The 19,681-nt window shown below is 72.7% G+C and carries 17 protein-coding genes; 8 read left to right on the top strand and 9 right to left on the bottom strand.

Annotated features, from left to right (window positions below; all coding sequences use genetic code 11):
• Positions 1–93 precede the first annotated feature (93 nt).
• The 3 genes from ACFV88_RS13900 (at position 94) to ACFV88_RS13890 (ending at position 3,844) form a co-directional block, all read left to right on the top strand.
• Positions 94–834, top strand: coding sequence for an HAD family hydrolase (locus tag ACFV88_RS13900; RefSeq protein ID WP_385489979.1), 741 nt, complete (start codon positions 94–96; stop codon positions 832–834).
• Between the two features lie 109 nt (positions 835–943).
• Positions 944–1,594 carry a TetR family transcriptional regulator gene (locus tag ACFV88_RS13895; protein WP_385489976.1) on the top strand — a complete coding sequence of 217 codons (651 nt, stop codon included), beginning with the start codon at positions 944–946 and terminating at the stop codon, positions 1,592–1,594.
• Between the two features lie 87 nt (positions 1,595–1,681).
• Positions 1,682–3,844 (top strand): HelD family protein, encoded by a 2,163-nt coding sequence (locus tag ACFV88_RS13890; protein WP_385489974.1) that lies wholly within the window; start codon positions 1,682–1,684, stop codon positions 3,842–3,844.
• 20 nt (positions 3,845–3,864) lie between these two features.
• Here the strand turns inward: ACFV88_RS13890 and lpdA are convergent, their stop codons facing one another.
• The 4 genes from lpdA to ACFV88_RS13870 all read right to left on the bottom strand — a co-directional run bounded on the left by lpdA (position 3,865) and on the right by ACFV88_RS13870 (position 8,588).
• Positions 3,865–5,277 (bottom strand): dihydrolipoyl dehydrogenase, encoded by a 1,413-nt coding sequence (gene lpdA, locus ACFV88_RS13885; protein WP_385489971.1) that lies wholly within the window; start codon positions 5,275–5,277, stop codon positions 3,865–3,867.
• Positions 5,278–5,380: 103 nt separating this feature from the next.
• Positions 5,381–5,902, bottom strand: coding sequence for a TIGR03618 family F420-dependent PPOX class oxidoreductase (locus ACFV88_RS13880; RefSeq protein WP_385489969.1), 522 nt, complete (start codon positions 5,900–5,902; stop codon positions 5,381–5,383).
• Between the two features lie 157 nt (positions 5,903–6,059).
• Positions 6,060–6,533, bottom strand: coding sequence for a MarR family winged helix-turn-helix transcriptional regulator (locus ACFV88_RS13875; protein WP_385489966.1), 474 nt, complete (start codon positions 6,531–6,533; stop codon positions 6,060–6,062).
• A gap of 891 nt (positions 6,534–7,424) precedes the next feature.
• Complete coding sequence (locus tag ACFV88_RS13870; RefSeq protein WP_385489963.1) at positions 7,425–8,588, bottom strand: helix-turn-helix domain-containing protein; 1,164 nt, start codon at positions 8,586–8,588, stop codon at positions 7,425–7,427.
• Between the two features lie 452 nt (positions 8,589–9,040).
• Between ACFV88_RS13870 and ACFV88_RS13865 the strand changes: the two genes are divergently transcribed.
• From ACFV88_RS13865 to ACFV88_RS13855, 3 genes are read left to right on the top strand one after another with little or no spacing between them, the layout of a single operon-like run.
• Positions 9,041–10,108 carry a polyprenyl synthetase family protein gene (locus ACFV88_RS13865; protein ID WP_385489960.1) on the top strand — a complete coding sequence of 356 codons (1,068 nt, stop codon included), beginning with the start codon at positions 9,041–9,043 and terminating at the stop codon, positions 10,106–10,108.
• Positions 10,109–10,159: 51 nt separating this feature from the next.
• Positions 10,160–10,525, top strand: a complete 366-nt coding sequence (locus ACFV88_RS13860; RefSeq protein ID WP_385489958.1) for a hypothetical protein — start codon at positions 10,160–10,162, stop codon at positions 10,523–10,525.
• On the top strand, positions 10,522–13,122 hold the full coding sequence (locus ACFV88_RS13855) for a DUF4132 domain-containing protein (RefSeq protein WP_385489955.1): 2,601 nt from the start codon (positions 10,522–10,524) through the stop codon (positions 13,120–13,122). The genes ACFV88_RS13860 and ACFV88_RS13855 overlap by 4 nt, the downstream gene beginning before the upstream one ends.
• Here ACFV88_RS13855 and ACFV88_RS13850 read toward each other — a convergent pair.
• Both ACFV88_RS13850 and ACFV88_RS13845 read right to left on the bottom strand, forming a co-directional pair.
• Positions 13,097–13,450 carry a hypothetical protein gene (locus ACFV88_RS13850; RefSeq protein WP_385490189.1) on the bottom strand — a complete coding sequence of 118 codons (354 nt, stop codon included), beginning with the start codon at positions 13,448–13,450 and terminating at the stop codon, positions 13,097–13,099. The two genes, ACFV88_RS13855 and ACFV88_RS13850, sit on opposite strands and share 26 nt — an antisense overlap.
• Positions 13,393–14,247: an alpha/beta fold hydrolase gene (locus ACFV88_RS13845; RefSeq protein ID WP_385489952.1), complete on the bottom strand. Its 855-nt coding sequence runs from the start codon at positions 14,245–14,247 to the stop codon at positions 13,393–13,395. The genes ACFV88_RS13850 and ACFV88_RS13845 overlap by 58 nt, the downstream gene beginning before the upstream one ends.
• Positions 14,248–14,418: 171 nt before the next feature.
• Between ACFV88_RS13845 and ACFV88_RS13840 the strand changes: the two genes are divergently transcribed.
• Positions 14,419–15,330 carry an ATP-binding cassette domain-containing protein gene (locus tag ACFV88_RS13840; protein ID WP_385489950.1) on the top strand — a complete coding sequence of 304 codons (912 nt, stop codon included), beginning with the start codon at positions 14,419–14,421 and terminating at the stop codon, positions 15,328–15,330.
• Positions 15,327–16,202: an ABC transporter permease gene (locus ACFV88_RS13835; protein ID WP_385489948.1), complete on the top strand. Its 876-nt coding sequence runs from the start codon at positions 15,327–15,329 to the stop codon at positions 16,200–16,202. The genes ACFV88_RS13840 and ACFV88_RS13835 overlap by 4 nt, the downstream gene beginning before the upstream one ends.
• Before the next feature lie 75 nt (positions 16,203–16,277).
• On the opposite strand, the gene gap is transcribed toward ACFV88_RS13835, so the two are convergent.
• The 3 genes from gap to ACFV88_RS13820 all read right to left on the bottom strand — a co-directional run bounded on the left by gap (position 16,278) and on the right by ACFV88_RS13820 (position 19,628).
• Positions 16,278–17,276 (bottom strand): type I glyceraldehyde-3-phosphate dehydrogenase, encoded by a 999-nt coding sequence (gene gap / locus ACFV88_RS13830; RefSeq protein WP_385489945.1) that lies wholly within the window; start codon positions 17,274–17,276, stop codon positions 16,278–16,280.
• A gap of 110 nt (positions 17,277–17,386) precedes the next feature.
• A complete protein-coding gene (locus tag ACFV88_RS13825) occupies positions 17,387–18,343 on the bottom strand; it encodes a GlxA family transcriptional regulator (protein ID WP_385489942.1) in 957 nt (318 codons plus the stop codon).
• 46 nt (positions 18,344–18,389) lie between these two features.
• Positions 18,390–19,628, bottom strand: a complete 1,239-nt coding sequence (locus ACFV88_RS13820; RefSeq protein WP_385489939.1) for a hypothetical protein — start codon at positions 19,626–19,628, stop codon at positions 18,390–18,392.
• Positions 19,629–19,681 lie beyond the last annotated feature (53 nt).

The following is a 19,681-nucleotide window of genomic DNA, read 5'->3' as shown; positions in this document are numbered from 1 at the left end:
ATCGCCACGCACCCCCCACTCTCCTAGGCTCTCCCCACAGGCCTAGTGACCGCGGACACCGCGCCGCCGACCGAGTGGGTGACCCCCGAGACGGTGAGACACACGACCGAGCACCTCGACCGGACGATCGCGGGCGCCCAGGCCGTCCTCTGGGGCTTCGACGGGCCCATCTGCCGGCTGTTCGCCGCGCACCGGTCCGAGCGGGTCGCCGCGGGCCTCGCCGAGTGGCTGGCGGGGCGCGGACTGGGGGGCCTGCTCACCGACGAGGAGCGCGCCCTCGCCGACCCCCACGTCGTGCTGCGCGCGGTGGACCGCAGACACCCCGGCAGCGACCTCGTCACCGAACTGGAGGAACGTCTCACCCAGGAGGAACTGCGGGCCGTCGACACCGCCCGGCCCACCGCCTGGGCCGATCCGCTGATCCGCACCTGGACCGCGGTCGGCGCCCGGCTCGCCGTCACCACCAACGACTCGCCCCGGGCGGCCCGCGCGTACCTCGCCGGCCGCGGACTCGCCGACTGCTTCGCCCCGCACGTCTACGGCCGCACCCGACAGCTCCAGCTCCTCAAGCCCGAGCCGCACTGTCTGGTCCGCGCCCTGACCGCGACGGGCACCGTGCCGTCCGAGGCGCTGATGATCGGCGACACGCCCTCCGACCTGGAGGCCGCCCACAAGGCCGGGGTGCCGTTCCTCGGGCACGCCCGCAACGACGCCCAGCGGCATCTGCTGCAACGGGCGGGCGCGGGCCTGGTCGTCGACTCGTTGGAGGTCGTGCTGCGCTCGGTGGAGCAGCTCGGCCGCGTGCGGCGCGGGGGCGGCGGCGGGGTGCGCTGACCCGGGCGGCGGGGCGCGGGACGGTACCGGTCAACGGGGCGCCCGGGGCGGCCGGCGCGGACGGGGGAGTGCGCGGGTGCGCATACGCTCGTCGGCATGAGGGGTGCGCATGAGCGGTGAGACGGGGTTGCGGGAGCGCAAGCGGCTGCGGAGGTACCGGGAGGTGTCCGACGCGGCGATCGCGCTGTTCCTGGAGCGCGGCTTCGAGGGGGTGTCCGTCGCCGAGGTCGCGGCGGCGGCCGGGATCTCCAAGCCGACGCTGTTCCGGTACTTCCCGGCCAAGGAGGACCTGGTGCTGCACCGGTTCGCCGACCACGAGGACGAGGCGGCCCGGGTCGTGACGGCGGCGCTGGCTGCGCGGATCGCCCCGCTGGCCGCGCTGCACCAACACTTCCTGGACGGTCTGGACCGGTACGACCCGGTGACCGGACTGTGCGACGAGCCCGACGTCCTCGCCTTCCACGGGCTCCTCTACGGGACGCCCGCGCTCCTCGCCCGGCTGTACGGGTACCTGGAACGCGCCGAGGAGCACCTCGCGCGGGCGCTCGCCCCCGGCGCCGCGGACACCGGGGCGGGTGCGCTGCCCGTCCGGGCCCGGCTCGCCGCCGCGCAGATCGTCGCGGTGCGCCGGGTCCTCGCCCAGGAGAACTGGCGGCGGATCGCGGCCGGGGCCCGTGCCCAGGCGGTGCGTCCGGGGGCGCTCGCCCAGGCGGACCAGGCGTTCGTCGAGCTGCGCGCCGGGTTGCCGGCGTACGCCTGACGGCCCCGACCGCGCGGGCCGGGTCGTCAGATGGTGTTACCGAGTAAAAAATGTAACTCGGTAACGTTTTTCGCCTAGGGTGGGGCCATGTTGCGCTCCGACCACCCTGCCCCGGGCTCCGCCGACCCCGTACCGTCCGCCCTGCGCGAGGAGCGGGCCCACCACGAACGCTGCCGGGCCGCGCTGACCGTGATGGCGCGCGGCGCCGAGGAACACGTCGTCACCGGGGAGGACGTCTCCGCCTCCGGTGCCGACGCCGAGGTCCTCGGCCGCGCCCTGCGCACCCGGGCCCGCCGCTTCCGTGAACTCCCCGAAGGCCCCCTCTTCTTCGGACGGTTGGACTTCGCGCCCGCGGACCCGCCCGGCGGCCCCGAGGGCGCCACCGAGGACGAGTGCGGTGAGCGGGCCGCGCACGCCGGCCAGAGCTACCACATCGGCAGGGTGCGGATCACCGAGGACCCGACCGCCCCGCCGCTCGTGGTCGACTGGCGCGCCCCGGTCTCCCGGGCGTTCTACCAGGCGGCCCCGGACGACCCCCAGGGCGTCGCGGTCCGCCGCCGCTTCGGCTGGACCCCGGGCGGCCGGGGTGCACCCGAGGACCTGACCGCACTGGAGGACGAGCACCTGGCCGGGCCCCCGTCCGGGCCCCCGGACGCCGCTGCACCCGGTGGGCTGCTCGCCGCCGAGATCCGGCGGCCCCGCACCGGCCCGATGCGCGACATCGCCGCCACCATCCAGCCCGATCAGGACGACCTCGTCCGGGCGGACCCCGCCGATTCGCTGTGCGTGCAGGGCGCCCCCGGCACCGGCAAGACGGCCGTCGGCCTGCACCGGGCCGCCTACCTGCTCTACGCCCATCCGCAACGCGTCCGCCGCTCCGGCCTGTTGGTCATCGGGCCGCACCGCACCTTCCTGCGGTACATCGCCCAGGTGCTGCCCGCCCTCGGTGAGGACGGCATCGGGCAACTGACCGTGGCGGACCTGCTCGCCCGGCAGCCGGTGCGCGCCCGGGACGGGGAGGCGACGGCCCGGCTGAAGCACGACCCCCGGATGGCCCGGGTGTTGCGCCGCGCCCTGTACGCGGCGGTGCGGCCCGGCGCGGTCGCCGACGCGGGGCTGACCGTACCGGACGGCTCCTACCGCTGGCGGCTGTCCGCGGACGAGCTCCACGCACTCGTCGCGGACGTCCTCGCGGAGCGACCCCCGTACGCCACCGGGCGCGAACGGGTCGGGGCGCGGGCCGTGGCGCGGTTGCGGGAGCGGGCCGAACGGCGCGCCGGTCCCCGTACCGAGGGCTGGGCCCGGCGGCTGGAACGGTCCCGGCCCCTCACCGCGTTCCTCGACGCGGTGTGGCCGAAGGCCGTCCCCGAGGAGGTGTTGGCCGGGCTGCTGTCCGGGTCACCGGCGCTGGACCGGGCGGCCCACGGGGTCCTGGACGCGGACGAACGGGCGGCCCTGTGCTGGGACCGGCCCCCGCGTTCGTACCGGACGGCCCGCTGGTCGGCCGCGGACCTCGTCCTGCTCGACGAACTCGCCGGGCTGGTCGGGCCGCCCGAAGGGTTCGGCCACATCGTGGTGGACGAGGCGCAGGACCTGTCCCCGATGGAGTGCCGGGCGATCGCCCGGCGCGCCCCGCACGGTTCGCTGACCGTCCTCGGCGACCTCGCCCAGGGGACCACCCCGTGGGCGGCCCGGTCCTGGTCCGAACTCCTCGGTCACCTGGGCAAGCCCGGGGCGCGGCGGGTCGCCCTGAGCACCGGGTTCCGGGTTCCCGAGGCGGTGGCCGACCTCGCCAACCGGCTGCTCGACACGCTCGGCCTGCGCGCGGCGGACGTGCCGCGCATCCGATCGCTGCGCGCGGACGGCACGCTGACGGTGCGCCGGGTGCCGGACACCACCGCGGCGGCGGTCACGGCGGTACGGGCCGCGCTGGCCGCCGCGCCCGGGTCCCTCGCGGTGATCGCCGCGGACGCGGAGGTGCCCCGGCTGCGCACCGCGCTCACGGCGGCCGGGCTCGACGCCGACGACCCGACCGCCGCCACGGCCGCCGGCGGGGGATCCGGGGGCCCGGGGGTGACCCTGTTGCCCGCCACCCTGGCCAAGGGGCTGGAGTTCGACCACGTGATCGTCGTCGAACCGGCCGCCGTCCAGGAGGCGGAGCCGCGCGGAGCGCACCGGCTGTACGTGGTCCTGACCAGGGCGGTCACCCATCTGGAGATCCTGCACCGACGGCCGCTGCCGTTCGACTGACGGCGGCCGGGGCGGGGCGATCAGAAGTTGATCATGTGGCCCGCGAGGCCGTGCACGGCTTCCTTGACGGCCTCGCCCAGCGTCGGATGCGCATGCACGTTGCGGGCGACCTCGTGCACCGTCAGGTCCCACTGCTGGGCCAGCGTCAGCTCGGGCAGCAGTTCGGTGACGTCCGGGCCGATCAGGTGTCCGCCGAGCAACTCCCCGTGCTTCGTGTCGCTGATGAGCTTCACGAACCCGACGGTGTCGCCGAGGCCGTGCGACTTGCCGTTGGCGGTGAACGGGAACTTCGCGACCTTCACGTCGTACCCGCGCTCGCGGGCCTGCGCCTCGGTGTAGCCGAAACTCGCGATCTGCGGCTGGCAGTAGGTGGCGCGCGGAATCATCACGTAGTCGAGTTCCATCGTCTCCGCGTCGGCGAGGGTCTCGGCCGCGATGACGCCCATCGACTCGGCGGCGTGCGCCAGCATCAGCTTCGCGGTGACGTCGCCGATCGCGAAGATGTGCGGCACCGAGGTCCGGCAGCGCGCGTCCACGTCGATCGCGCCCCGCTCGGTGACCCGCACCCCGGCCGCCTCCAGCCCGTACCCGGTGACGTTGGGCTGGAAGCCGATCGCCTGGAGCACCTTGTCGGCGCTCAGCACCCGCTGCGCGCCGTCCTTGCCGGTCACCGTGACCTGCACCTGCGCGCCCGACTCGTCGATGGAGTCGACCCGGGTGGAGGTGAGCACGTCGATGCCTAGCTTGCGGTACTGGCGGGCCAACTCGGTGGAGACGTCCGCGTCCTCCAGCGGGGCGATGCGGTCCAGGAACTCGACGATCGTCACCTTCACGCCGTAGTTGTGCAGGACGTACGCGAACTCCACCCCGATCGCCCCCGCACCGGCGATCACGATGGACTGCGGTACGTCATCGGCGAGGATCTGCTCCTCGTAGGTGACGACCCGTTCGGTGCGGCGGGTGCCGGGCAGCAGCTTCGGGGTGGCGCCCGTCGCGATGATGCAGTGCTCGAAGGTGAGGGTGCGGGTGGTGCCGTCGGAGGCGGCGACCGAGAGGGTGTGCGGGTCGGTGAAGGTGCCGCGCCCGTCGATCTCGGTGATCGCGTTCTTCTTCATCAGGTAGTGGACGCCCTTGACCCGGCCGTCGGCGACGCGGCGGCTGCGCCGGAACGCCTCCCCGTAGTCGAACGAGACCGAGCCCTCCACCTTGATGCCGAAGGTCTTGGCCTCATGCGTGAAGAGGTGCGCGAGTTCCGCGTTGCGCAGCAGAGCCTTGGTGGGGATGCAGCCGACGTTCAGACAGACGCCGCCCCAGTACTTCTCCTCGACGACCGCGACCTTCTTGCCCAGCTGGGCGGCCCGGATGGCGGCGACGTAGCCGCCCGGTCCCGCGCCCAGGACGACGACGTCGAAGCGGTCTACTTCCGTGGTCATGGAGTGCTCCCTGCCCTGTGATGGGTGTACTCCCCGATGGTCGCACCCGGCCCGTGCGTTGCGGAGCCGGGCCACCCTCTCGGCGGACGCGGTGTCCGTCCGGTCAGCCGGTGACGTCGAGCGCCGTTCCGTACAGCCGGGTGACCCGCAGTCGGATCACCACGCGCCGCTCGGCGACGAGCGTCGCGAGGAACGCCGCCTCTTCGGTCGGGTCGTCGAACCCGGGTGTCAGCGCGAGCAGTTCGCGTCCGACCGCGTCCCCGGGGGTGGTGGTCGGCTCGGACAGTTCGACGGTTCCCTCGGCCACCGCGAAGGACCAGACGTCCGGGCCCTGGACGTGCAGCGCGGCGTGCGGGTCCTTGCGCAACAGCCGCGTCTTGAGCCGTTCGGCGGTGGTGGAGACCCGTACGGTCCGCTCGGTCGGGTCCCATCCGTAGAGCACGGTTGACAGGTGGGGGTGGCCGGTGGACCGGACGGCGGCGAGCGTCCCGAACTGGGCGCCGGCCAGCAGCTCGGACACGGCCGCGTCGTCCAGGACGCGGGGCGGCGGCCCGGAGGTCTTCCCCGCCTCGGGGTCCGTGGTCTGGTCGGTGACGGGGGCGGCGGCGGTGGCTTCGGCGGACATGGTGGGGCTCCCTGTCGGTGGGGGCGCCGTGGTGTGGACGGCGCCGTGGTCGACGACAGGATCGACCGTAGCAGATGGTTTTATTGCAGACTATATGTTTCGGTCGTTCCTTCGAGAGGGCCTGCGCGACGCCCCGGCGGCTTCTGGCGGTCGGGCCCTATCCCTTGCGCTGCCGGGCCCGGCGGACCGGTTGGGTGCTCTCGGTGGGGGTGGCCAACGGGCCCTCGGCCAGGTGGCGCAGGGCGTGGACGAGGGCGTCGCGCTCCCCTTCGGCGAGCGCGGCCAGGGTCTCCCGGTGCACCCGGTCGGCGACCTCCTGGCTGCGCCGGGCCGCCTCGGCGCCCTGTTCGGTGACGGCGATGATCCGGGCGCGGCGGTCCGTCCGGGAGGGGCGGCGTTCGGCGAGGCCCGCTTCCTCCAGTGCGTCGACCGTGACGACCATCGTGGTCTTGTCCATGTCGCCGAGCTCCGCGAGCTGGATCTGGGTGCGTTCCTCCGCCAGGGCGTGCACGAGGACGCAGTGCATGCGGGCGGTGAGGCCGATTTCGCCCAGCGCGGCGGCCATCCTGGTGCGTAGGACGTGACTGGTGTGGTCGAGGAGGAACGAGAGGTCGGGCTCCTTACGGGTCATGCCCCCAGGATAGTCCCGTACGGGACTATCCTGAACTGGACGTTCTCCCCTCGGGCGCGCTGTCCGGTGCGGTGTGCTGTGGTTGGACGCGCGGGTAGGTGGTCAGGGTCGAGGCCACCAGCCTTCGGGTTGCGCCGTTCACCATGAGAGAACGACGACGACCCTTGAACGCACTTTTCAGTGTCCGCCCGAGTACCGCCGACAGGCACTCGGGCGGACAGTCACATGCGGCCAGTAGCGGCCAGGGCGACAGTCAGTGCACACAGGGCTGCCACAGAGAGAACGAAAACGATCCATCCGAACTGACCGATCCATCGAACGATGCGTCGCCGTCGCCGTCGCCGGTGTCGACTGGCCACCGTCACGGCGCCCCCTGTTCGGCGCTGTCTCGGCAGCCCTTTTTGCAGCTAGGCCAGCGACACGGCACATGTGGTGCGTCCTGCGGGATGTGTACGACGCCGGAGCCGACGTCCAGTGCGCCGCCGTACTCCGTCCACCAACCGTCGGGGCTGCCCTCGTACAGGGGGAGATCGCTGCCCGTTGGTGCGCTCACCCGTCGCCCCTCAGGTCAGCGGTGTGACCAGATGACAGGTACGCGGTGTGAGGATGATGCCGAATTTCGGCAGCAGCCACCCAAGCGGTTGCGTAATCGGCCCGCGATTTCGCCTCCTCGCGAATCGCATGCATGCTCGCACACACGTTGCATTCCTCGACGGGCCGCCCCTCCATAAGCCACCCGTCAAGATCAAGTTCCACCAAAGCGCCGATGTACCGCTTCGGTTCCTGCATCGACAAAGCCCACCTCCTTTTGCGTGGTGATGACTCCACGTTAGGAAGCGGGCGTCACTCTGTCGTTATCCCTTCACGGACCCGACCGAGCGAAGGGATAGTTCAGCGCTCGAACCGTACTGCGCGTGCCACCTCGCGCATTTCCGGGGTCAGTGTCCGTCGACCTTCGACCACCAGTCCCACGATGTCCCGTGCGTATTGCTGAAGCCGCAGCCATTCCGGAGCGACCCGCTGAAGATTTCGCAGTTCGGCTACCGCTTCGCTGTGCTGCCCAAGCTTCGCGTGCGCGCACGCAACGTCTAGCCGGTGGCGACGCCGACTCGATGCCGACGGTTTCACCGAGTAGACCGGCATGTTCTCAGCCATCCGCAACACCACATCAGGCCGGTCGGCGATAACCGCATGCTCGGTGCCCTTGATTCGGACCGTCGTCGGTCCGAAAGTGCTCAAATTCTCAGTCTCGACTCGGCACTCCCTACCGAGCGTCGCCGCTACGCCCCGAGCGAGCCTCAGTGCGTGGTCGGCCTGCCCACTGTTGTTGTTCCTCACCGCGGCTGCGGCTACTCGCAGCAGTAGCCGTCCCCACGTGCACAGTTCCGTAACCGTGGCGCGCGAAATTCGCGGCTCCACCTCATCTGCCCACCGCTCCGCCAGGTCGAGCGCCCCGTCCAGCTGTCCCGTCCTCATGAGAAGCCAGTGCTGCGTGCTGATGATGGGAGCGCACTCAAGACGGTCCGTTGCTTCATTCAGCGCGCGTTGAATGGCTACTTCCGCTACGTCGAATTGGCGAGTGTGGACCAAGGCCCCCGCAGTCAGTTGGAGCGCACGGAGCCTGACTTGCCGCCCCTCGCCTCCCAGCCCCTCAGCATCCCGAAGGATGAGCGGCAGCACCCGTGACAGCTCTTCAAACCGGTGTTCGCCGAACAGGTCGACGCCTGACGAGAGAGCCCTTCTGACGCCCTCGATCGTGGGTTGATCGTTGCCCATGTCCGGCTCACGAGGAACGCCCTGCACACTCCGCGCGACGGCAGCCCACCGTGGTCCCTCGCTCGTGGGCTCAGCCGCGCTGGACCCCTCCGCCAGACGCATGGTGGTCGTGCGGAGCGAAACCGCTAGTTTCCGCAGCGTTTCCATTCGCGCGGTGCGGGACTTCCCCTGCTCCAGCGACTTGATGGTAACTAGCGGCACTCCGGACGCTTCGGCAAGCTCCCGCTGACTCAAACCTCGAAGCTTGCGGAGCCGCTTGACTTTCTCCCCAGTGTCCATACTCCGAGAGTACGACTGCCGCGAACAGCGAGCGCCGCCCTCACTGTCGCGTAACGCAGAAGTGCCCCCGATTCGAGTGGGGGCGCTTCGGTGATCTAGGCCCCGCGTAGGCAGGGACGACGTCCACAATCAGTGAGGGTGATGGGCATCCGTCCTACGCAGTTCCCCGCGCCCCTCACCGTCGCAGTCCGCCCGACACGGGCCCCGATAGGGGCGCGAGCAACCCCCACGCACCCGCAGGGGACAACGCACCCGCAGGGAACCGCCCCGAAGGGGCGCGGGGAACGGCGCGAGCAACCCCCACGCACCCGCAGGGGACAACGAACCCCCAGAACCCCCTCGTACCGACGCTGGACAGCGCAACCGCTTACGTTGGGGGCAGGTGGATACGGAACGGGAGTGGAACGAACCCCGCGTTCGACACCCCGTCGGCGCGACAGAGAGGTACCCCCGTGAAGGCCCATCAGACGTGTGAGGCACCCCTACCCCAGCTGATATCCGATGCGGAGCACCCGGACTCCCACGGCATCCTGAACCGCCTGGAACTGGCCGCGCCGGACTTCGAACACCGAATACACCGGGCGTTGGACACCGCGGAACAGGAACTCCAGAGCTGCGCGCAGGGCGCCGCGGACCCCCGCATCGCCACCCTCACCGGCCACCTCGCCGCGGCCGGCGGCAAGCGCCTGCGCCCCCTCCTCGTCCTGCTCGGTGCCGAGTTCGGCGACCCGGCGCGGGAGGGGATCACCCAGGCCGCCGTCATCGCGGAACTCGTCCACCTCTCCTCGCTCTACCACGACGACGTGATGGACGCGGCCCGCACCCGGCACGGCGTCCCCAGCGCCAACGCCCGCTGGGGCCAACGGGCCGCAGTCCTGGGCGGGGACTGGCTGCTGGCCCGCTCCGTGCAGCTCGCCGCGGACCTCGGTGCCGCGGCCGTCCACCTCAACGCGCAGGCCGCGGCCCGACTGGTGGCGGGGCAACTGCGCGAGCTGACCGGGCCGGCGCCCGACGAGGACCCGGTCGAGCACTACTTCCGCGTGGCCCTCGGCAAGACGGCCGCGCTGCTGTCCATGTCGTTGGGCCTGGGCGCCGTCCAGGCCGAAGCGCCCGCCCCGTGCGTCACGGCGCTGACCGAGTTCGGCGAACACATCGGCATCGCGTTCCAGATCGCCGACGACCTGTTGGACCTCGCCTCACCCACCGAGGTCACCGGCAAGGAACAGGGCAAGGACCTGCTCGCCGGCGTGCCGAGCCTGCCCGTCGTCCTCGCCCTGGCCGGCGACGAGCCCGGGGACGAGGAACTGCGCGCCCTCCTCGCGGCCGGACCCACCTCGGACCCCGCCGCGCACCGCCGCGCGCTGGAGCTCTTCGGACGCTCCCCGGCGCCCGCCCGGGCGGCCTCGGTGATGTACGAACGGCTGGACCGGGCCCGTGACACCCTCACCGCGTTGCCGCCGCTGGCCGCGCGCCGCGCGCTGCACGGACTCTGCGACTTCGTCGGCCGCCGCTCCGCCTGACCGCCGCCGTGCGCGACCCCGCTGTCAGTGCCCGGTCCTACTGTCGACGGCATGGGAAGGGTGACGATCGTCGACGAGACGACCTCAGGGGACAGGGACGGCGGCCGGGGGCTGGACGTCGCCGAAGACCGTTTGGCGTTGCGCGAGTTGATCCGTAGACGGGTCCACCAGGAGGTGGCGGAGTACCACGCGGGCAGTGGCGTGCGGTTCCGCGGCCTGGTGCGGCCGCGGGAGGTGGAGCCGGGACAGCGGGTGGACCCGGGGGCGCAGACCGAACGGGCCCTGCGGGCGTTCGAGGGCAACGGCCTGCTGGTGCTCGTCGACGACCGCCAGATCACGGAGTTGGACGAGGAGATCCCCCTCCCCTCCGGCACCGAGATCACCTTCCTGACGCTCGTACCGCTGGTGGGGGGATGACAGCCGTGGACGGACAGTTGAACGCGCACCCGGCGCCGTACGGCTTGCTGCGCGAGGAGTGGAAGCGACTCCTGGGACCGGTGACGGCCGACTACCTCCTGGCGGGCGACCACCGCGCCGCGGCCGACCACCTGCTGCGCTCCCCCCGGGAGGGCCCCATGGCCCACGAGGGGTTCCGCAGGTGGGCCGGGGCCTTCACCCGGCTCCCCGAGCCGCCCCGCCGGGCGATCCTCGCCGCGCTGGTGGACCGTTGGCACGAGGAGACCGCCCCGTCCGACCGCCGCCCCCGCCGCCCGCGCCATCGTGAGGATTCGCCGGCGGACGTGCTGTGGTTGATCGCCGTCGTCGGCGCGGGCCTGCCGGACCCCCCGCTGCCCGCTGAACGCGCCGCGGCGGTGGCCGAGATGGGGGAGCGCCACGAGATCAGCCAGGCCGTGCCCCAGTACCCCCTCCTCGAACAGGAACGCGTCGAGGGACGGGAGTTCACGGCGGCCACCATCGCGTCGGTCCGGCGGACCGCGGCGTCCATCCCCGTGTACTACGAGAACTACGACGGCGCGTTCGCCGCCACCCTGACCGAGCCGGTGCTCAACGTCGGCGAGGCGTGGGCGGACCGTGCCATGGCCGAGCAGCGGTTCGACCCCCGTCCGGTGCTCGCCCACGCCCTGACCGCCACGTCCTCGAAGCCGTCGGCCAGGTGGGACCGGGGCGCCCGTGCGGTGCTCGCCGCAGCGGGCGACCCGGACACCGTGCGCAGCGCCCTCCTCGACTGGCTGGCCCGGGTGGGCCGCCCACGGACGCTGCCCCTCCAGGCCAGCTGGTACCAGCAGCAGGCCAACGAGCTCTACGACGCCTTCAACATCGACGCCCTGCGCGGTCTGGCCTGGATGCTCCCGTTGCTGCCCCCGCACCCGGACGTGCCGCGGACCCTCGGCGCCCTGGTCGCGGGCGCCCTGCGCAAGGTCTCCGGGACGGGCGCCCGCAGTCCCAGGACCGCGACCGCCGCGATCCACGCCCTCGCCCGTACGGAGGGCGAGGAGGCCCTCGCCGAGCTCGCCCGGCTCCGTACCCGGGTCGTCCACAAACCGACCGTGAAGGTCCTCGACGGCGTCCTCACCGCACGGGCCGCCGCGCTCGGGCTGGGCCGCGAGGAGATCGAGGAACTCGCCGTCCCCTCCTACGGACTGACCGAGGTCGGCCGCGCCGAGCACGCCCTGGGGGACGCCTCCGCGCTGCTGGCCGTCGAGGGCACCCGCGCCCGGCTGACCTGGCGCAACGCTGCGGGCAAGCAGGTCAAGACCGCTCCGGCGGCGGTCCGGCGCGACCATCCGGAGCGGGTGAAGGAGCTACGGGCGCTCGCCAAGGACGTCGACCGGATGCTGAGCGCCCAGGCCGAACGGCTGGACCGCCAGTTCCTCGCCCGCCGCAGCTGGGTCCATCACCAGTGGCGCGCCCGGTACCTGGACCACCCCGTGGTCGGGACGCTCGCCCGGCGCCTGATCTGGACCGTCGACGACGTCCCCGTGGCCCACGGCACCGCCCCCGGCGACCCCGACGCCACCCCGGCGTCCGGGCTGCGCACCGTCGAGGGCCACCCCGTGGAGCCCGGACCGGACGCCGAGGTGCGGTTGTGGCACCCCGTCCGACGCGAGCCCGCGGAGGTCACCGCCTGGCAGGACCGCCTCGAACGGCTCGCGGTGACCCAGCCGTTCAAGCAGGCGCACCGCGAGGTGTATCCGCTGACCCCCGCCGAACGCACCACGGGCACGTACTCCAACCGCTTCGCCGGGCACTACCTGCGCCAGCACCAGTTCCACTCCCTGACCGCGGTCCGGGGCTGGCGCAACACGCTGCGCCTCCCCGTCGACGACGCGTGCCCGCCCGCCGAACGGCTGCTCCCCGAATGGGGACTGCGCGCCGAGTACTGGATCGAACCCGACACCAGCGACCTGGGCCGGGACCAATCCGATTCGGGCACCTACCTGCGGCTGCGCACCGACCAGGTCCGCTTCTACCCCGCCGACGCCCCGCGCAACTACGCGTACGCCGGCGGCGGCGCCTACCAGCAGGTGCACAGGCCCGGCGCACCGCAGACCGACCCCGTGCCCCTGACCGAGGTGCCCGAACTGGTGCTGAGCGAAGTGCTGCGGGACGTCGACCTGTTCGTCGGCGTCACCAGCATCGGCAACGACCCGACCTGGGCGGACGGCGGGCCCGGCGGCCACTTCCACGAGTACTGGACCTCCTACGGCTTCGGCGAGTTGGACGGTGCCGCCGACACCCGTCGAGCCGTACTGGCGCGGCTGCTCCCCCGGCTGGCGATCGCCGACCGCTGCTCGGTCGAGGGCCGCTACCTGCACGTCCGGGGCGACCAGCGCACGTACAAGATCCATCTCGGGTCGGCCAACGTCCTGATGGTGCCCGGCGACACCTATCTGTGCATCGTCCAGGGCGGCGCCGGGTCCGCCCCCGACCCCGGGTACCTCCCGTTCGAGGGGGACCGCAGGCTCGCGCTGATCCTCTCCAAGGCCGTGCTGCTCGCCGATGACACGGCGATCACCGACCCGACGATCACCAGCCAGTTCCCCCGGAGCTGACCGCGCCCCGGCCGGTCCGGCGGTGCGGGCCGCGGACCGCTCGGGGCAGCTCGCGCCGCAGGAGCGCGTCGGCGGCCGGTTCGCCGGTGCGGCGGGCGTGCACCAGCCGCTCCCGTACCTCGGGCAGGGCGCGGGGTCGCCAACCCGGCCCGCCGCAGCAGCTCTTGTGGAACCGCACGCCCGCGTGCAGCAGTGCGGTCAGCGCCCGCCAGGCCCCGGTGTCCCGGCGCCGCGGTCCGGGGCCGGGGCGGCACCGTGCCGGAGCGGGCGTCAGTGCGCCGCCAGGTCCGCCAACAGCTGCGCAGCGGGCCGCGGGTGGGCGAGCCAGCGCAGATGGCTCCCTTCGAGGGTCCGGACCTCGAAGGGGTTGTCGGGCGTGAGGGCGTCCCCTTCGCGGATCATCCGGTCCTGCATGGCGAGCGGAATGCTGGTGTCGGCGGCCAGCCGCACATAGGTCCGGGGAACCCGGCCCCAGGTCGCGGCCCGTGCCCGGTCGGCCGACGTGCCGGCGTCGAGGCTCTCGTCGGGCTGGAAGGTGTTCAGGAAGTTCAGGAACTCGTCATCGGTGAGGTCGGCGGCGGTCGCCCGCCGGAACGCGGCCAGCACGGCCGGGTCGGCGGTGCGGAAGTTGCAGCGGAGCAGCCCGAGTTCGGCCGGATTCCCGACGAACGCGGGGGCGAGGGCCCCCGGATCGACGCCCGCCATCTCCGGCTCGGCGTAGTAGTCGCCCACGTCCAGCTCGACCGGGCACCAGGCGCTGACGTAGACGATCCGGTCGATCAGCTCGGGCCGGGCGTTGGCGACGGCGGTGATCGTGATGCCGCCCCGGCTGTGGCCGACGAGGACGGTGGGCCCGTGCCGCTTGGCCCGTTCGAGGGCGTCGATCACGCGGGCCGCGTTGTCGGCGAGGGTGGCGCCCTTGATGCGCCCCGGTGCCACGGCGAGGGCGTCGAGGTCCTGGGGCGCCTGGTAGGCCGCGGGGTAGGTCGCCTCGAACCCGTGCCCCGGGAGGTCCACCGCGGCCGATCGATGGCCGAGCAGGGCGAGTTCGGCTTGGAGCGGCGCGAACGAGAACGAGTTGGCGAAGGCCCCGTGGACCAGGACGTACGTCGGTGGATTGGGCATGCCCCACCCTCCAACAGAACGATCTTCACGGCAAGTTGCCGGCCGCCCCGCACCCGGGTGACGTCCTGCCCACTGCGCCTGCGGGCGTACGCCCGGGGGCCACCGGGGCCGTGCCGCTCGTGGCCGACGGCCCGATGCCCGGACGGGACCCGACCCGGCAGCGTGGACACCGTGATCGAAGCAATCGAACTCACCAAGCGCTACGGCGCGACCACCGCCGTCGACCGGCTGTCGTTCACCGTCCGCCCCGGGGTGGTGACCGGATTCCTCGGCCCGAACGGTGCCGGGAAGACCACCACGCTGCGGATGGTCCTCGGGCTGAACCGGCCCTCCGACGGCACCGTCACCGTCGACGGGCAGCCGTTCGGCGACCGGCCCCGTGGTCTGCGGCACGTCGGCGCCCTCCTCGACGCCCACGACGTGCACGGCGGGTGCACCGCCCGCGCCCATCTGACGGCACTGGCGGTCGGCAACGGACTGCCCCGCCACCGGGTTACGGAGGTACTGGCCGAGGTGGGCCTGGCCGGGGCGGCCGGACGTCGGATCGGGGGGTTCTCGCTGGGCATGAAACAACGGCTCGGCATCGCCGCCGCGCTGCTCGGCGATCCCCCCGTCCTGCTCTTCGACGAGCCGCTCAACGGCCTCGACCCGGAGGGCGTGCGCTGGGTGCGCACCTTCTTCAAGCAACGGGCGGACGAGGGCCGCACCGTGCTCGTCTCCAGCCATCTGATGCGGGAGATGGAGCAGACCGCCGAGGAACTGATCGTCATCGGCCGCGGCCGGCTGATCGCAGCGGAGGGCCTACGGGACTTCGCTGCCCGCAGCACCCGGCTCCGGGTGAGCATCCGCACGCCCGACGCGGACGACCTGTCCGGGCCGTTGACGGACGCGGGGGCGACGGTACGGGCGGAGCCCGACGGGGCGTACACGGTGACCGGTCTGCCCGCGGACCGCATCGGTGAACTCGCCTTCGCGCACGGGGTGCGGCTGCACGAACTCAGCCCCCACACGGCCTCCCTGGAGCAGGCGTTCATGGAACTCACCGCACAGAGCGTCCAATACGCCGCAGGAGCCCCCCGATGACGACGCCCCCCGTCCTCGACCGCGCCGCCGCCCGCCCCGCGGCCCCCGCCCCGGCGCCGGCCCGGTTCCGGCACCTGCTGGCCGCCGAGTGGATCAAACTCTGGTCGCTGCGCTCCACCCGCGGGGTGCTCGGCGTCGGCGCGCTGACCGTGATCGGCATCAACGTGAACTCCGCCGTGTCCAACGCGGACCGGCTGACGCACCAGCCGGAGCCGCCGCCGGAGGCGTCGGCCCACCCCGAGATGCTGTTCGATCCGCTCGCCACGGCGTTCGTCGATCCCGCCTGGCAGCTGTTGATGATCATCGCCGCGGCGGTGGGCGCGATCACGGTCTTCGGCGAGTACTCCAGCGGACTGATCCGGACCACCTTCGCCGCCGTCCCCGACCGGCGTGCGGTGATCGCCGCCAAGGTGACCGTGGTGTCGGCGGTCATGCTGGTCCTCGGCGCGCTCGTCTCCGGCGCCTCCTTCGGCCTCACCCAGATGCTGCTACGGGACCACGGCGGCCTGTCGCTGGGCAGCCCGGGCGCCCTGCGCGCCGTGGTCGCCGCCGCCCTGGTCGCCCCGTTGTGCGCGCTGGTCGGCATGGCGGTGGGCGCGACCGTCCGGCACGCCGCCGGCTCCGTCGTCACCGTCATCGCCCTGCTGCTCCTGCTGCCGGCGTTCTTCCGGGGCGAGCGCTACCGCTGGGTCAAGGAGATCGGCAACGCCATGCCGCTCAGCGCCTGGATGCGCCTGGTGACGAACCCGGAACGGTGGCGCCACCCGGGCAAGTACCCGCTGACCGTCGCCGAGGCGTGGACCGTGTACGGCGCGTGGGCCACGGTGGCGGTGGTCGTCGCGGTGCTCGTGGTGCGCCGCCGGGACGTCTGAGCCCCACCTGGACGCCTGGACGCCCGGACGTCTGGATGCCCGGACGCCGGCGTGTCCTTGCGATGACGGGCCGGGTCAGTCGGTGGCGAGCAGCGAGAGCGTGTCGATCACGCGGTTCGAGAAGCCCCACTCGTTGTCGTACCAGGCGACCACCTTGATGTGACGGCCTTCGACGCGGGTCAGCGCCGAGTCGAAGACGGCCGAGGCGGGGTTGCCGACGATGTCGGACGACACGAGCGGGTCGTCCGAGTACTCCAGCACACCGGCGAGCGGCCCCCGCGCCGCGTCCCGGTACGCCGCCAACACGTCCTCGCGCGTCACGTCCCGGGCGACGGTCGTGTTGAGTTCGACGATCGAACCCACCGGAACCGGTACGCGGATCGAGTCCCCGGACAGCTTCCCGTCGAGGTTCGGCAGGACCAGGCCGATCGCCTTGGCGGCGCCCGTCGTGGTCGGCACGATGTTCACGCCGGCGGCGCGGGCCCGGCGGGCGTCGCGGTGCGGACCGTCCTGGAGGTTCTGCTCCTGCGTGTAGGCGTGCACCGTCGTCATGAAGCCGTGCTCGATGCCGGCGAGGTCGTCGAGCACCTTGGCCAGCGGGGCGAGCGCATTGGTCGTGCACGAGGCGTTCGAGACGATCGTGTGCACGGCCGGGTCGTACGCGTCGGTGTTGACCCCGAACGCGAGCGTGACGTCCGCGCCGGCCGCCGGCGCACTGACCAGGACCCGCTTGGCGCCCGCGTCGAGGTGGGCGCGGGCGGCCGTGGCCGAGGTGAAGCGGCCGGTCGCCTCCAGCACGATGTCGACGCCGAGCTCGGCCCACGGCAGCCGTCCCGGTTCGCGCTCGGCGAGCACCGTGATCCGCCGACCGTCCACGACGAGGGCGTCCCCGTCGACGGTCACCGGGCGGCCGAGGCGGCCCGCCGTCGAGTCGTAGGCGAGCAGCCGCGCCAGCGTGGCGGGCTCCGTGAGGTCGTTGACGGCGACGACCTCCAGATCGCTGTCACGTTCGAGCAGGGCGCGCAGCACGTTGCGTCCGATGCGGCCGAATCCGTTGATGGCGATGCGAGTCATGAGTGGTGTCCCTTGTTCGGTTCCCCACCAGGTTCCCGCCCGGCACCCGTCGGTGACAGCGGCGTGATCGCCACGGTCCGCAAGGATCGTGCCAGGTGGTCGGCGGTGGGCTACTCGCCAAGGGCGAAGGTGCGCCGGTACTCGCTGGGCGTGGTGCCGAGGATGCGCTGGAAGTGCAGCCGCAGATTCGCACCGGTGCCGAGCCCGGCGTCGGCGGCGATCTGCTCGATGCCCCGCTGCGAACGTTCCAGCAGCTCACGGGCGACGTCGACGCGGGCGCGCATCACCCACTGCATCGGCGTGTACCCGGTGTCCTCGACGAAGCGCCGCGAGAACGTGCGCGGGGACACCGCCGCGTGCCGGGCGAGCACGTCGAGGGTGAGGGGCTCGCCGAGCCGGTGCAACGCCCACTCGCGGGTGGCGGCGAAGCGCTCGCCGAGCGGCTCGGGCACGCTGTACGGCACGTACTGCGCCTGACCACCGCTGCGGTAGGGGGCCGCGACCAGGCGCCGGGCCGCGTGGTTCGACGCGGCCACTCCGAGGTCGCCGCGCAGGACGTGCAGACACAGGTCGATGCCCGAGGCGGCACCGGCCGAGGTCAGCACGCTGCCCTCGTCGACGAAGAGCACGTTCTTGTCGACCCGGACGAGCGGACGCTTCGCCGCGAGGGCCCGCGTGTAGTGCCAGTGCGTCGTGGCGCGCTTGCCGTCGAGCAGCCCCGTGGCGGCGAGCGCGAAGGCACCCGTCGAGATGGCGGCGAGCCGCGCACCCCGGCCGTGGGCGGCGATCAGCGCGTCGACGACGGCCGGTGGCGGGTCCTCGCGGTCCGGGAACCGGTAGCCGGGCACGAAGACGATGTCGGCCCAGGCGAGCGCCGTGAGGTCATGGGCGACGTGGTACGACAGACCGTCGCCGCCGGCCACGGGACCGGTCGCCGCGCCGCACACCCGCACCTCGTACGGCATGCTCGCGCGGGTGGTGAACACCTGTGCGGGAATGCCGACGTCGAGCGGCTTCGCCCCTTCGAGGACGAGGACGGCGACGCGATGCAGGGGTGAGGCTGGCACGGGAAGAGGGTACGCAGGGCGGCCGTCCCCGTGCCGTGGCCACGCATCAGCCGGCCGAAGTTCCGGCCCCGGTCCCGGTGTCGGTGTCCTGACCCAGCCCGAGGGCGGAGAGCATCCGGTCGACGTCCCGTTCGTCGGCGCCCTCGACGAGGACGTCGCCCCACACCCGTAGATCGAGGTGCGCGAACCGTGGCGCCAGTTCGGCGAGGACGGCCAACGGCTCCCGCTCCGCGTCCGTGTCCGTGTGCTCGATCACCAGCTCCCGGATGCTCAGCTCTTCGAGTTGGGGGAGGACCGAGGACCCGGCGAGCACGACGAAGTCGCCCGCCCCGTCCGGGTCGAAGCACGCCCGGCTCAGGTCGAGGCTCCGCAGCCGCGGGTACCGGGACGCCTCCAGGTCGTCGAGGATCGCGTTCGTCGGTACGACACCGTGGACGTCCGGTCCGATCTCCACCTCCAGGGAGACGAGGCCCGGAGTCGAGAACGCGAACAGGGAGCCGTCCGAGAGGACGGCTCCCCGGGTCCGTAGGTGCGTCAGGGTCGCGTGTTCCACGTCGCCGAACAGGAAAGCCCCTTCGAGCTCCAGCGTGCGCAGGGCGGGCAGGGCCTCCCACAGTGCTGTCTCCGCCTGAGCGGGAACCACGGCGTCGTGCAGGTACTTCGCGGGTTCGACCCGGTTCCCCGTCGACGTGGTGTGCAGTTGGAGGAGCATGTCGAAGCCGTGGCCGAAGCGCAGGGTCGCGAGCCGGGGGCGCTGCCGACGGGCCAGGGCGACCGCGGCGCGCTCCGCGGAGTGGTGGTAGTCGGTGAGGTGCAGCTCCAGCGTGCGCAGCAGGCGGCTGGCCGGGTGCGACAACAGGACGTCGATCAGGGCCCCTTCCCACTGCTCGGGATCGGCCGCATCGTCACTCCCGGCGTGGGGCAGGTCGGCGAGGAGCCGTTCCACCAGTGCACCACGTCGCGATCGGCTCTCCGCCGCGAGGCGGAACGCAGCCCCGTCGATGAAGCCGCGGGACCAGGTGAACCGCCAGGAACCGTCCGCCCGCAGACCGTCGAGCCCCGACTGCCGCTCCACCCGCCCGTACGCCGAGGCCAACGCCTGCGCGTCCCCACCGCTGGTCTCGCAGCGGTGCTCGCACCGGATCGCCTCGCCCCGGGCGTCCCCCGCCGCGGTCAGCGCGTCCGCGTACGCGAGCCACGCCTCCCACTCCTGCGACTCCGGAACCGCGGTACGGAATCCCTCGTACCTTTCGACACCCTCGAACCCCTCGACGGCACGGTGCATGTGATTCTCCGAACTCCCCTGACCTGACTGGACGCTGTCGGGGCCCTGCCCGC

The sequence above is a fragment of the Streptomyces sp. NPDC059816 genome (assembly GCF_042732055.1).
Classification (GTDB): domain Bacteria; phylum Actinomycetota; class Actinomycetes; order Streptomycetales; family Streptomycetaceae; genus Streptomyces.
The sequence above is the reverse complement of the archived record's forward strand: the minus strand, read 5'-3'. Positions and strand labels throughout refer to the sequence as shown.

Coding starts and splice junctions, on each gene's coding strand:
- ACFV88_RS13895 (WP_385489976.1), top strand. CDS start 944: ATGAGCGGTGAGACGGGGTTGCGGGAGCGCAAGCGGCTGCGGAGGTAC.
- ACFV88_RS13890 (WP_385489974.1), top strand. CDS start 1,682: ATGTTGCGCTCCGACCACCCTGCCCCGGGCTCCGCCGACCCCGTACCG.
- lpdA (WP_385489971.1), bottom strand. CDS start 5,277: ATGACCACGGAAGTAGACCGCTTCGACGTCGTCGTCCTGGGCGCGGGA.
- ACFV88_RS13880 (WP_385489969.1), bottom strand. CDS start 5,902: ATGTCCGCCGAAGCCACCGCCGCCGCCCCCGTCACCGACCAGACCACG.
- ACFV88_RS13875 (WP_385489966.1), bottom strand. CDS start 6,533: ATGACCCGTAAGGAGCCCGACCTCTCGTTCCTCCTCGACCACACCAGT.
- ACFV88_RS13870 (WP_385489963.1), bottom strand. CDS start 8,588: ATGGACACTGGGGAGAAAGTCAAGCGGCTCCGCAAGCTTCGAGGTTTG.
- ACFV88_RS13860 (WP_385489958.1), top strand. CDS start 10,160: ATGGGAAGGGTGACGATCGTCGACGAGACGACCTCAGGGGACAGGGAC.
- ACFV88_RS13855 (WP_385489955.1), top strand. CDS start 10,522: ATGACAGCCGTGGACGGACAGTTGAACGCGCACCCGGCGCCGTACGGC.
- ACFV88_RS13845 (WP_385489952.1), bottom strand. CDS start 14,247: ATGCCCAATCCACCGACGTACGTCCTGGTCCACGGGGCCTTCGCCAAC.
- ACFV88_RS13835 (WP_385489948.1), top strand. CDS start 15,327: ATGACGACGCCCCCCGTCCTCGACCGCGCCGCCGCCCGCCCCGCGGCC.
- gap (WP_385489945.1), bottom strand. CDS start 17,276: ATGACTCGCATCGCCATCAACGGATTCGGCCGCATCGGACGCAACGTG.
- ACFV88_RS13820 (WP_385489939.1), bottom strand. CDS start 19,628: ATGCACCGTGCCGTCGAGGGGTTCGAGGGTGTCGAAAGGTACGAGGGA.